Consider the following 12,958-nt stretch of genomic DNA (forward strand, 5'->3'; position numbering starts at 1 on the left):
CCTTACTTTAAATATCAATAAAAACTGATTCAAGATACCCTAATCTTTTTGAAATAGCCTCTGCTGTTTTGGTGATTTCCGATACGATTTCCATCATTTTGCTTTCCGAAATTCTTTGTCTTGGGCCGGCTGCACTAACTGCAGCAATGACCTTACCGGTATAATCTTTGACAGGTGCAGCAATACTGACTGCATCTGTATGAAGTACATCTATACAAATTGCAAACCCTTTTTCTTTTATGTAATGAATCTCTTGTAAAAGTTCTTCCTGGTTAGTAAAAGTGTTCGGTCCCATCTTCGGAAGCCCATTGCCAATCACCTCTATCGTTTTCTCCATAGGCTGGTGAGCTAACAACACCAGTCCAGAACTCGTGCATACGGCAGGATTGTCTTTGCCTATGTATGAAAGGAGCCTGACTGGGTGTTTACATTCAGTTTTTAGTAAATATATGATTCTGTCACCTTCCAATACGGAGATGTGAGCTGTTTCTCCTATTCTATTTACCAGTGAGTTTAATGGCTCTGCCGCTTCCCGATGTATTTCCAAATGAGTAGTCAGGACGCCAGCTAAACATAAAAGGGTTAATCCAAGGCGGTATTGTTTTCCGTATTTTTCCAAATAACCTTCCTCTGTCAAATCTGCAACTAAGCGGCTAACAGAACTTTTGGGTACATTTAGCTCGCGTGAGATTTCTGTTATCCCCCATAGAGGCTTATCTTTTGTAAACAATTTGATAATGGAAAGTCCGTTTTGGACTGATTGTAATAACGATTTACTGGTAGCCAAACAAACCACTCCAAAAAATTCATAATTGTTCCATATAGAAGAAAAAGTTTCTTCTATTCAGAATATTCATATTATAACATGGTGTTGAAAGCGTTAACATATAAAAAGCAAAAAAGGAGATTGGTAGTTTGCGTACACAAGTAGGAATTATTGGAGCTGGACCTGCAGGACTAATGTTGTCTCATTTACTGCATCTGCAGGGAATTGAAACTATTGTTGTTGAGAAAAGGTCGCGGGAAGAAATTGAAGGCACCATCCGTGCAGGAGTGCTGGAACAGGGGACAGTGGATTTGCTGAATGCATCCGGAGTAGGAGAAAGAATGTTGAAAGAGGGGCATATTCATCAGGGCATAGAGCTGCAATTTAATGGAAATAGGCATCGGATCAACATGGAAGAATTGACAGGCGGCAAAAAGATTACTGTATATGCGCAGCACGAGGTCATCAAGGATTTAGTTGCTGCAAGGGTGCAGGCTGGCGGGGAAATTATTTTTAATGCTGATCATGTGAGTTTACATGATATTGAAACAGAAGAGCCTAAGATTCGCTTTAAGAAGGAAGGAATGGGAAATGAAATTGTATGCGATTTTATAGCTGGCTGTGATGGTTTCCATGGGCCCAGCCGCCAGGCCATTCCAAATATCATCCGTACAGAAAAGCAGAAAGTATATCCTTTTGGATGGCTTGGTATCTTGGCTGAAACCCCGCCGGTAAATCCCGAACTAATTTACACAAACCATGAAAGAGGATTTGCCCTAATAAGTACACGTTCACCAGAAGTCCAGCGCCATTATCTTCAGGTAGATCCAAATGATGATATAAAGAATTGGTCAGACGACCGGATATGGACGGAACTGCATGCCAGGGTTGATAGTGAAGATGGATTAAAAATGAAGGAAGGTCCAATCATACAAAAAAATATCGTGTCTATGCGAAGTTTTGTTTGTGAAACCATGCAGCATGGACGTTTATTTATTGCCGGCGATGCAGCACATATCGTACCGCCTACAGGAGCCAAGGGATTAAATCTTGCTATCTCGGATGTATACGTCATGTCAAATGGCCTGCTGCAGTTCTATCAATCAGGCAAACAAGAGATTCTTGACCAATATTCTGAAATATGCCTGCGCAGAATCTGGAAGGCACAAAGATTCTCCTATTGGATGACAACCATGCTGCATCGAGATGTCAACCATTCATCCTATGAATATCAAATTCAACTCGCAGAACTGGATTATGTGACATCATCCATTGCCGCATCGACTAGCCTGGCAGAGAATTATGTTGGTCTTCCATTTGAAATTCCTGGATATAATTTTAATATGAATTCTGCCGGTTTGACAGTTTAATTATTTCTTTGCAGCTCATAATGAGGCGCCTTTAGCACTCATTATGAGTTTTTTTATTTTATGGAAAAAATAAAAAATTTTTAATATGTTGCACATAGAGCAACTGACCCCTTGTTGCTGAATAAACAATGAAATAACATAAAAATAAGAAAATATAAAAAATTTAATATATTCAAAACGGAAGGAGGTCTATAAAATAGTTGGCTGTTTATACATTTTTAATGATTAAAATGAAAGCGTTTTATTTATAAAAATGCCAGTATTTTAATGAAAAATTTAATAGGCAGAAAGGGAGAAAAGAAGTGAAAAAAACTACAAAGTTTTCATTTGCGATTTTGATGATATTGATGCTGATGGTTTTCACTGCTTGTTCAAGCACTTCTGGCGGTAAGGCTGAGGCTGATGGGAAAGGGCTCGAATTTAAAATGGGACATATGAATTCCCCAGATCATGTCCAGGACAAATTAGCTATGGCACCTTTTAGTGAAGAGGTTGCAAAGGTTACAGAAAATAGAGTGAAATTTAAAATATACCCTGGCGGAGCCTTGGGAGGCCCTAAAGATACTTATGACAACATAGTTACAGGGATCATGGATGCAGGTTGGGGACTACAGGGATACAATGCAGGGAAATTCCCAGTTCATTCTGTTCTGCAGCTGCCATTTCTTACTGGGGGCAACGGTGCTGAATTAAGTGTTGTAGCTCAAAAACTGTATGACACTTTCCCGGAAATTCAGAAAGAATATGACGACGTAAAGCTGCTTTGGGTACATGCTGCTGATCCTTATGCAATTATTACAAAAGGGAAAGCTGTAAGAAGTTTTGAAGATGCTAAGGGCTTGAAGTTAAGAACACCATCAGTAGAAGCTGGGAAAATGATCGAGTCATGGGGAGCAACTCCTGTTTCACTTCCTGCGCCGGAGATTTATGATGCTATGCAAAAGGGAGTGATAGATGGTGGCGTTCTGCCAGTTGCAGCAATCAAAGACTTTAACTTATTTGATGTAGTGGATTATGTTACTCTGGGGGATTTTAATACGAGCATTTATTATGTTGCAATGAATAAGAATAGCTGGGACAAGATCCCTAAAGAAGATCAAGAAATGATAAATGAACTAATCGGCGTTCCAATGGCAGAAAAAGCCGGTGCTGCATTCGATAAACAAAAAGAACTGGCAGAGAAAGAAGCAAAAGATGGAGGCACGGAGTTCATTAATTTATCAGATTCAGACTTACAGAAATTTAAAGATGCATCAAAAGGTGTAACGGAAAATTGGTTATCCGAAATGGAGAAAAAAGATGTTGATGGCCAAAAAATCTATGATGAAACGATTAAGTTAATAGAGAGCAAGTAGTAATACACTGTGAGGTGATATAAATGGAACAAGAATTACAAAAAAATATCTCGTTGGGCAAGGTAATTCCCAGCGAGCTTTCCTTTTTTCAAAAATTGACACTTTTTCTAGAAAAACTAACCCTGGCAATTAACAATATCCTGCATAAAGTCTCCAGCATATTGCTTTTCTTGTTAATGTTTCTAACTACTGCAGATGTAATAGGGAGATACTTTTTCAATAATCCGATAACAGGAACATATGAATTAACCGGTCTGGCACTCGCTTTGATGATTTTCTTTAGTCTTGGCTCAGGGCAAATATTCAAAGATCATATTGAGATTGATTTTTTGACAAGTAAAATGCCTAATAAGGTTCAGGCCGTATTGAGTGGAGCGGCTTCTCTTATTCTATTCACTCTAATGTCCCTAACAACCTGGCAATTAATCGAGTATACCAAGAGGACCTGGCAGGGAAATGAGTTAAGTGGAGATTTAGGATTACCGCTGTATATTTTTATAGGTTTGACAGTAATTGGTGCTTTTTCTTTTACCCTGACTTTTCTATTAGATGCTTTTCAGTCATTCATAAAGGCGGTGAATAAAAATGAGTCCTGAGGTAATTGGTGTTATTGGCATCTTGTTGTTGCTCACTCTGATTCTTTTAAGGGTATCAGTTGGTCTTTCACTATTCCTCGTTGGTTTTTTAGGTGTTTCATGGCTGTCTGATTGGAGTGTGGGTTTATCCCAATTAGGCTCTTCTGCATTTGGGTCTGCCAATAATTATGGTTTAAGTGTTATCCCCCTATTTATTTTAATGGGAATGTTTATGTCAAATACAGGTTTAGGCAAAGATCTTTTTGTTGCTGTTGATAAGTGGATTGGCCATTTTCGAGGCGGATTAGCAATTGCAACAGTTGGTGCAGCTTCCATCTTTTCTGCAATTTCAGGCTCATCTAATGCCACAACAGCGACATTGTCAAAAATATGCATTCCTGAAATGAATGAATATCAATATAAAAAACCCTTTTCTACAGCAGCAGTAGCAGCTGGCGGTACATTGGGAGTGCTGATACCTCCGAGTGTCCTGCTGATAATTTACGGTGCACTAACTTCTGAACCCATTGGGCCATTATTAATAGGAGGTCTTGTGCCTGGTATCCTAATGACACTCTTATTTATGCTGATGATTAATATACAAGTCCGCTTGAATCCTGAAATCGCTCCAACAAAACAGGTAGTTTCTACCACGAAAGAAAAATTCTCTTCTTTAAGAGGCATCTGGCCATTTCTGCTAATATTTGCAATAAGCATTGGCGGTATATATTTTGGCGTATTTACTCCGAGTGAAGCTGGAGGTATTGGTGCAATTGGAGCATTTGTACTTACTCTACTAACTAAACGTTTGAAATTTAAAGGCTTACTATCATCTTTGGATGAGACTTTGAGATTAACAGTTATGTTATTTTTGATTTTAATTGGGGCGGCTTTATTTGGGAAGTTTTTAGCTTTAAGCCAAATTCCAATGTATTTGACTACGCTGGTAGGAGGGCTTGATGTATCTCCGTACGTAATATTGGCTTTAATCCTGGTTGTTTATTTCATATTAGGGATGTTTCTTGAAGGTATTGCCATAATGACACTTACACTTCCAATTGTATATCCGATTATTACTCAATTAGGCTTTGATGGCTTATGGTTTGGCATCATTATGATCATGCTTATTAATATTGGTGTATTAACTCCGCCTCTGGGATTAAGTGTTTATATTATTAGTGGGGTAGTGAAGGATGTTCCGATTGAAAAAATCTTTAGAGGAGTAATTCCAGCAATTTGTACGATGGCGGTGTTAACTATCATACTCATTATTTTCCCAGAAATAGTAACATTTTTGCCGAGCATGATTAAGTAAGGTGAGAAAAGGTTATGAATGAATTTTAATATAATCGGAGGGGATCCTGAGACATGATAAAAAAAACATTGGACGAAAAGGCATTTCAGTTATTGAAGGAAAAAATGGAGCAGGGCTTGTTTCCGCAATGGGTGCTTACAGATCCAGATATTTATGAACTGGAAATTGATAAGATTTTTGGGCACACTTGGCAGTTTCTTGCTCATGAAACAGAGCTTAAAGATTCAGGCAGTTATGTTACCAGATGGATGGTTAATGACCCGGTCCTGCTTGTGAAAAATAGGAAAGGTGACATTAAAGGTTATTTAAACTCCTGCACCCATCGGGGGACACAGTTATGCACGGCTGATCATGGAAATAAAAAAAACTTCACTTGCCCTTATCATGGCTGGAGCTATAACTTAGATGGTGAATTAATTGGAATTGTAGCAGGCAATAAGGTTTATGGAAAAGAAATGGATAAATCAGAGTGGGGTTTAAGAGAAATTCCTCAAGTCGCAAGTTATCAGGGAATGATTTTTGGTTGCCTGGACTCTGCAGCTATGCCATTGGAAGAATATTTAGGTGATATGAAATGGTATTTTGATATATTGCTAGGCAGAAGTGACGGTGGAATGGAAGTGAGAGGTCTTCCGCAGCGTTGGGTTGCAAAAGCGAATTGGAAGGCAACGGCAGAAAATTTTGCAGCAGATCCTTACCATGTCCAAACAACCCACAGGTCCACAGTCGAGCTTGGAATCAGTCCGGAAGATCCCCTATATGCCGGATATGGGCACCAGATAGTTACCGAAAATGGACATGGCATAAATGTTATCACTTCTAAAACAGGTAAAGCCAGAGTTCCTTATCAAGGCACTCCTGATTCCATGTGGCCGATGTTTAAAAAGAATCTGACACCGGAACAGGATGAAATCTTATCTGGAGTAACCGTTTTTGTTGGAGGAGTTTACCCTAATCTTTCATTTGTAAGTCCTATTCATGGGACTGAAGGGCATCTGCATAATTATTTGAATTTTAGGATGTGGAGGCCTATAGGACCTGAAAAGGTAGAGGTTTGGTGCTGGTTTCTTATAGACAAGGCAGCCCCGGAAGAGTATAAGGAAGCTGCTTATAGGGGATATTTAGGTTCCTTTGGCCCTACCGGCACTCTTGAACAAGATGATACAGAAACGTGGGCAAGGATTGTTGAAGTCAGCAAAGGCCTAATGATGAGGGATAAAGAATTGAATTATAATAATGTCAGCAATTATTTAATGGGTTTTGATAGGGTTGAACCGGATGAATCCTTCCCAGGGCCGGGAATCGCCTATCCAACCACTTATTTAGATGCTATTTCGAGAAGTATGCATGAGAATTGGTTTAAGCTAATTTCAAAAGACCTCTTTGTAAAGGAGGCTGTAAAATGAGTTCATATTTGTCAATTCCAATTATAGCCCACTTGCAAATGGAGATAACTAATCTTCTTAACCTGGAAGCTTACTATTTGGATAATGGGAAATATAAAGAGTGGCTTGACCTATTGTCTGACGATCTCACATATAGAATGCCTCTTAGGGAAACACTTGAAGGAGTAGGAGCCGATAATGTATCCAAAGATGCTTCATTCTTTGAGGAAACAAAGAAGTCGTTAATTACACGGGTAAATCGACTATATACAAAGTCTGCATGGGTGGAGAATCCGGCCACCAGGCAGCGTCACTTTATCTCAAATATCATGGTTGAGAGCACGAAAGATCCTGATGAATTTAAAGTGAGAAGTTATTTTTTATTCAAAAGAAGCAGAGGGTCAACCCATGATATAGAAGAGATGTTTGGCGAGAGAAATGATATCGTAAGAAAAGAAAGTAATCAGTGGAAAATTGCATCAAGAACAATACTTCCAGATCAATCTGTTATTACGACAATGAATATGAGCATGTTTTTATAACACCCAAACCACTAAAGGCACTCTTTAGTGGTTTTCTTAATTATAAGGAGATCACTGAAACTTCTGGCAGTTTTTAAGGGTTATAATGCATAAAAATAAATTATTTTTGTTAAAAATGCATTTTTCTCTTGCTAAAGAAGTATTTCATCCTTTAAAATTCTCTTAAAGAAGGATTCCCTTCATGTAGAAGATAGATTCCTAGATGGATATAGATAAAAATAATTTAGAATAGTGGAAATTCTTCTTGTTCGGGAAGCATTTCATGCTTTATACTTTGCATAAGAAGTTTTTCCTTCACTATTCATGAGGAGCCGGCATGGATAAGAAAACAATGAGCCAGATGATTAAAGAAAGCTATTCCTCACTCTCCCCAGGACAGAGGAAAGCTGCTGAATTTATTTTGGAGCACGCTGATGAAGCAGTTTTATTAACAGCATTTCAAGTCGGGAGAAATGCAGGAGTCAGTGAGACAACAGTCATTCGTCTTGCGTATGCACTTGGGTTCAGCGGTTATTCCCAAATGCAGGATCGAATCAGAAAAGAGTGGCTTGCCGGGAAACAGCAGGATTACATTGAAAATGACTCAGTCATAGAAAATGCTGAGAAAGAGAACCTGTTTAGGAGAGTCATTGATCAAGAGAGGAAAATACTTCGGCAATTGCTTGATCAGGTTGATGAAAGGGAAGTTTGGGAAGCGATTAATGCATTAATACAGGCAGACAGGGTTTATATTGGGGGTTTTGGCAGTTCTTTTGCCGCTGCATACTGGTTTTATTACACACTTAAACAAATAAGGGGAAATGTTTTTATCTCAAGTCCTGGCGGCTTTCTTCCTGAGGATGTGTGTGATTTAACAGAGCAATCGGCCGTTGTCATTTTTTCTTTTCCTCGATACCGGAAAGAAGCGTTAAAGCTTGCTTCTATTGCTGAAAGGCAAGGTTCCAGGATTGTTGCCATAACAGACCGCCAGCTTTCGCCAATCGGGCAGATGGCAGCAGTTACACTTACAACGGATGAGCTTATGGATTCTGGACATCATTCAATAGCTTCCGTAATTAGTTTACTGGAGGTAATGATTGCAGGCATCGAAGAACGGGATTATGAAAGAATTGCAAAAAGACAGCAGGAACTGGAAGTTTTGTATGCTGAACAAGAGCTGTTTTTTGAGTAAGTCAGGACAGCAGGGGAGTTAAAACAAGAAAAATAAAAGGGGGCAAAACGAATGAGCAGTCTTTCAAAGAAGGTTCAGCAGGAGGAAAGGGCATCCTACACAACCGGGGACTATTTAAAATTTTTAATTCCTTCACTGGTCGGGGTTTTACTTTTTATGGTACCGATTCAAGGAGATGATGGGATTACCATCCCGGTTGCTTATTTAGCAAATCAAATTAATGGATTACTGGGAGATTCCATTCCTTCAATTACTGTTATTATAATGGCTCTTTCAGTAATTGGCTCACTGATGGCAGTAATTTTTAAACCGGGATTTATCTTGAACAGCCCATATTTGAACAAATTACTGAATGTCAGTAAATTTTGGGTGGCAGCCCGTTTGCTTGGAACAGTTTTTGCTATTATTACATTATTTGAGTTTGGTCTGGAACCGGTATATTCAGAGAATACGGGCGCGCTTTTAATCTATGATTTGATCCCTATACTATTTACTACATTTCTCCTGGCAGGTTTATTGCTGCCGCTTCTATTAAATTTCGGTCTCCTCGAATTTTTTGGTGCATTATTGATTAAAGTTATGAGGCCTGTTTTTAAGCTGCCGGGGCGATCTTCGCTTGATTGTCTGGCATCATGGGTAGGTGACGGGACAATTGGAGTCCTGTTAACGACAAAACAATATGAAGAAGGATATTACACAAAGCGGGAGGCAGCAGTGGTGGCAACAACCTTCTCAGTTGTTTCCATTACTTTTACGATTGTAATTATTCAATATTTAAACTTAGAGCAATATTTCGTTCATTACTATTTAACGATTATCCTGGCTGGTCTGGTGGCAGCTATAGTAATGCCTCGAATTCCCCCTTTATCAAGGAAAGCCGATACGGCGTATGAAGGGACAGAGCTCAAGGCGGAAACGAATATCCCTTCTCATACTACACCTGTAAAATGGGGATTCAATAATGCCATTAAGAAGGCGCGTACAAATAATAGTGCTGCAGCAGTTGTAAAAGAAGGTTTTGAAAACGTTTTGGACATGTGGATGGGAGTTCTGCCAATTGTTATGGCGATTGGAACGGTTGCACTGGTAATTGCTGAATTCACCCCTGCATTTACCATTCTTGGCAAGCCGTTTGAACCGGTCCTGGCTTTAATGCAAATTCCGGAGGCGGCAGAAGCGGCCCAGACAATGGTGGTTGGATTTGCAGATATGTTCCTTCCAGCTGTCATCGGCAGCGGCATTGAAAGTGAAATGACAAGATTTATTATTGCCTGTGTTTCTGTAACACAGCTGGTATATATGTCTGAAATGGGCGGTCTGCTATTGGGTTCAAATCTGCCTGTCAGCATTAAGGACTTAATTCTTATTTTCCTTCTGCGTACAATTATAACGCTGCCAATTGTAGCAGCTGTGGCTCACATTATTTTTTAGGGACTTTATAGCATTTCGTAAAAAGGGCAGCATATTGGCCGGCGTATTTTTGGATATGCAGGAAAGGGGAAGGTTATGCAGAAAGAAGCGTTACCATCATTGGAAATTAAAAACCTTCATACAGTTAAGGACCTTGAAGCTGTATACGAACTTGAAACTCGAATATGGAGTGTGGAAGAAGCTGTGCCGGTTAATCATACAGTGGCAACGGTTAAAAATGGCGGGTTTGTGTTAGGTGCGTTCCTGGAAGATGAACTGATCGGCTTTCAATACAGCTTTCCCGGCTTTGACGGCACAAAGGTATATCTTTGCTCTCACAGTCTTGGTATTCACACAAAGTACCGGGCATTCGGGATTGGGGAAAAGCTGAAAAATGCGCAAAAAAAGACAGCGCTTGAGAAAGGCTATGATCTCATTTCGTGGACATATGACCCTCTTGAAACGGTTAATGCCAATCTCAATCTGCATAAGCTCGGGGCAGTGTGCACTCAATATATTGAAAATGCTTATGGTGAAATGTCAGACCATATGAATGCAGGCATACCATCTGACCGATTTTTAGTGGAGTGGCGAATTAAAGAGGAATGTCCTGAACGTCAATGGTCTGAAGATGTTCTGCCACTGGCTTTAGAAACAGGTATGGCGAATGGTGTTTATGTTCCTGAAAATACAAAGTTGTCCCATGATAATGAAAAAATTCTTATACCTGTTCCTGGGAATTTTCAGGATATTAAAAAGAAGGACTTTGAATTGGCTCTGAAATGGAGAAAGAGCACGAAAGAAGTATTCGTTCATTATCTTAGTAAAGGCTGGATTGTAACGGATCTGAAAAAGGACGTAACCGCGGAACACCAATACTTTTATCTCTTGGAAAAAGAGAAGGGATACTGCTAGGAGAATGGGAAGATGGAGATTAAAAGCATCGTTTTAAGGCACGTCAAAATGGAGCTGCTGAATCCATTTACTACAAGTGTCGGAACAGAAGTGGATAAGGACTTTATTCTGGTAGAAGTAAAATCAAAAAGCGGAGAGTCAGGCTGGGCTGAATCGGTTTCCATTATAGAGCCAATATACAATGAAGAAACAGTTAAAACAAATTGGCATATAATGAGTGATCACTTAATACCGATCCTTTTTGCATCAGAAATTCGGCACCCTGATGATGTTTCAGAGGCTTTCAGGCCAATCAGGGGGAATTTCAATGCCAAAGCAGCTCTCGAGGGTGCTGTCTGGGACCTATATGCGCGGGAGAAGGGGTTATCTCTCGCAAAAGCATTAGGCGGAGTAAAGGAAAAAATTGAAGTTGGCGTAAGTGTGGGTATACAGGAGTCAGAAGTAAAGATGCTCAAGCAAATTGAAGGTTATGTAAATGAAGGCTACCGGCGAATTAAGGTAAAAATCAAGCCGGGCTGGGATGTGCAAATTCTAAAATCCATCCGTTCCCAATTTCCTGAAATACAGCTTATGGCTGATGCCAATTGCGCCTATACACTTAATGATATTGATCACCTTCAAAGGCTGGAGGAGTTTAATCTAATGATGATTGAACAGCCTTTAGATCATGATGATATTATCGACCATGCCAAGCTTCAAAGTCATCTGAAAACGCCAATTTGCCTTGATGAAAGTATACATACCTTTGAGGATGCCAGAAAAGCGATTGAGCTTGGAAGCTGCAGAATCATAAATCTTAAAATTGGCCGGGTTGGCGGACTGACAGAGTCCAGAAAAATTCACGACCTTTGCAAAGATCATAACATTCCAATGTGGTGTGGCGGAATGCTTGAAGCTGGAATAGGCCGTGCGCACAATATTGCCATTACTTCACTGTCCAATTTTACGCTTCCTGGCGATACAGCCCCATCCTCCCACTACTGGAAGGAAGATATCATCGATCCTGAAGTCACTATGGAAGATGGATTTATATTCGTACCTCAAAGTCCTGGAATAGGCTATGAACCTAATCGTTCAAAAATAGAGGATGTCACTCTTTATAGCCGGACTTCCTCTAAATAATAAGATTTTCTTTGGTTATCTAACAAAGTCGGTGCAGTTCACCATTGCGGTGAACTGTTTTTGTTTTTAGAGCTGTCAATAGGCATATTCTAATCCGTACAGAAACAAGATAATAGCAAGGTAAGCATAAAGGGAGGGTTAATCGTGAAGGAAGAAGATAAACAAGACATTGAAGGATTAAATCAGATATTTGAAATCATAAATGCAAAAGGTGATAAGGGAGAAATTAATGAAATTTTGAAAAGGCAAAACAGTAAAATGTGTGAATCAGAAAAGGAAAAGTAAAGGATATGGTTTATTTTAAAATCACAAAAAAAGGCAGTCAAGTGACGTGCCTTTTTTGTGTGAGCCAGTTTATTTTTGCAGATCTTTTTTTGTCACTTCGCTTCTGATATCTGCCTCTCTTGAGAACTCCGTATCCTGTTTTTTGTTATTAGGATATTTGTTTTTTCTTTCGCGGTTGTCATTTTTGTTGGTCATGGGTATGCCTCCGTTCGGTCAGTCTCCTGTTGTGTGAAACTATTTTTTTAATAACCGGCCCATGGATAGGGCCGGTTAAGTCCAGCAAAAACATCCTCTACTGATTCTGCTGGTTTTTAAGCTGCTGTTCTGCCATTGCGACAAGACGCTTTGTCATCTCCCCGCCGACAGAACCGTTTGCTCGTGCGGTCGTATCAGCACCAAGCTGAACTCCAAACTCATTGGCGATTTCCTGTTTCATTTGATCCAATACATTTCCTGCACCGGGTACCAAAAGTTTGTTTCTTGCCATGATACATCACTCCCGACGATTATTTGAGCAAATGAATGCTCGTTTTTAACTTAACCGATTAATGTCAGACGGATGCAACTATAAAATTGCCAATCATTTTAATCCAAAAACAAAAACGATGTTAGATTATCTGACGTAAAAATTAAAAATTTTCTAAAAACAGATTGACTTCCATAAAATTTAGAGTAAAATAAGGATTAAATTAAAAGATGTTAGATAATATAACATTAATTTTATATTAAATCTTACATCAAAAATAA

The 12,958-nt window shown here is 39.4% G+C and carries 14 protein-coding genes; 11 read left to right on the forward strand and 3 right to left on the reverse strand.

The features are described from left to right. Window positions 1–7: 7 nt before the first annotated feature. Window positions 8–796: an IclR family transcriptional regulator gene (locus tag ACXAD1_RS06170; RefSeq protein ID WP_474909660.1), complete on the reverse strand. Its 789-nt coding sequence runs from the start codon at window positions 794–796 to the stop codon at window positions 8–10. Between the two features lie 119 nt (window positions 797–915). Between ACXAD1_RS06170 and pobA the strand changes: the two genes are divergently transcribed. The 11 genes from pobA to ACXAD1_RS06225 all read left to right on the forward strand — a co-directional run bounded on the left by pobA (window position 916) and on the right by ACXAD1_RS06225 (window position 12,211). Then, on the forward strand, window positions 916–2,136 hold the full coding sequence (gene pobA, locus ACXAD1_RS06175; RefSeq protein ID WP_474909661.1) for a 4-hydroxybenzoate 3-monooxygenase: 1,221 nt from the start codon (window positions 916–918) through the stop codon (window positions 2,134–2,136). A 302-nt stretch (window positions 2,137–2,438) separates the two neighbouring features. Continuing rightward, window positions 2,439–3,491, forward strand: coding sequence for a TRAP transporter substrate-binding protein (locus ACXAD1_RS06180; protein WP_474909662.1), 1,053 nt, complete (start codon window positions 2,439–2,441; stop codon window positions 3,489–3,491). Between the two features lie 23 nt (window positions 3,492–3,514). Beyond that, window positions 3,515–4,087, forward strand: coding sequence for a TRAP transporter small permease (locus ACXAD1_RS06185; RefSeq protein WP_206835504.1), 573 nt, complete (start codon window positions 3,515–3,517; stop codon window positions 4,085–4,087). After that, window positions 4,077–5,381 (forward strand): TRAP transporter large permease, encoded by a 1,305-nt coding sequence (locus ACXAD1_RS06190; protein WP_206835506.1) that lies wholly within the window; start codon window positions 4,077–4,079, stop codon window positions 5,379–5,381. Before ACXAD1_RS06185 ends, ACXAD1_RS06190 begins: the two co-directional genes overlap by 11 nt. Window positions 5,382–5,434: 53 nt before the next feature. After that, the gene (locus ACXAD1_RS06195; protein WP_206835508.1) at window positions 5,435–6,787 is read left to right on the forward strand and encodes an aromatic ring-hydroxylating oxygenase subunit alpha; all 1,353 of its coding nucleotides are present in this window, start codon (window positions 5,435–5,437) and stop codon (window positions 6,785–6,787) included. Next, window positions 6,784–7,308, forward strand: a complete 525-nt coding sequence (locus ACXAD1_RS06200; protein WP_474909663.1) for a 3-phenylpropionate/cinnamic acid dioxygenase subunit beta — start codon at window positions 6,784–6,786, stop codon at window positions 7,306–7,308. Before ACXAD1_RS06195 ends, ACXAD1_RS06200 begins: the two co-directional genes overlap by 4 nt. A 316-nt stretch (window positions 7,309–7,624) precedes the next feature. Further along, window positions 7,625–8,479, forward strand: coding sequence for a MurR/RpiR family transcriptional regulator (locus tag ACXAD1_RS06205; protein ID WP_474909664.1), 855 nt, complete (start codon window positions 7,625–7,627; stop codon window positions 8,477–8,479). 51 nt (window positions 8,480–8,530) lie between these two features. After that, window positions 8,531–9,910: a YjiH family protein gene (locus ACXAD1_RS06210; RefSeq protein ID WP_474909665.1), complete on the forward strand. Its 1,380-nt coding sequence runs from the start codon at window positions 8,531–8,533 to the stop codon at window positions 9,908–9,910. A gap of 75 nt (window positions 9,911–9,985) precedes the next feature. Further along, window positions 9,986–10,804, forward strand: coding sequence for a GNAT family N-acetyltransferase (locus ACXAD1_RS06215; RefSeq protein ID WP_206835520.1), 819 nt, complete (start codon window positions 9,986–9,988; stop codon window positions 10,802–10,804). A 12-nt stretch (window positions 10,805–10,816) separates the two neighbouring features. Continuing rightward, window positions 10,817–11,926: an o-succinylbenzoate synthase gene (menC, locus tag ACXAD1_RS06220; RefSeq protein WP_474909666.1), complete on the forward strand. Its 1,110-nt coding sequence runs from the start codon at window positions 10,817–10,819 to the stop codon at window positions 11,924–11,926. 144 nt (window positions 11,927–12,070) lie between these two features. Further along, on the forward strand, window positions 12,071–12,211 hold the full coding sequence (locus tag ACXAD1_RS06225; protein ID WP_206835525.1) for a hypothetical protein: 141 nt from the start codon (window positions 12,071–12,073) through the stop codon (window positions 12,209–12,211). Window positions 12,212–12,280: 69 nt separating this feature from the next. On the opposite strand, the gene ACXAD1_RS06230 is transcribed toward ACXAD1_RS06225, so the two are convergent. Both ACXAD1_RS06230 and ACXAD1_RS06235 read right to left on the reverse strand, forming a co-directional pair. Next, complete coding sequence (locus ACXAD1_RS06230) at window positions 12,281–12,406, reverse strand: hypothetical protein (RefSeq protein WP_280516052.1); 126 nt, start codon at window positions 12,404–12,406, stop codon at window positions 12,281–12,283. 97 nt (window positions 12,407–12,503) lie between these two features. Then, entirely contained in the window at window positions 12,504–12,698 is a 195-nt protein-coding gene (locus ACXAD1_RS06235) for an alpha/beta-type small acid-soluble spore protein (RefSeq protein ID WP_009331132.1), read from the reverse strand. Window positions 12,699–12,958: the final 260 nt, after the last annotated feature.

Source organism: Cytobacillus sp. ABV4_503, from assembly GCF_056158445.1.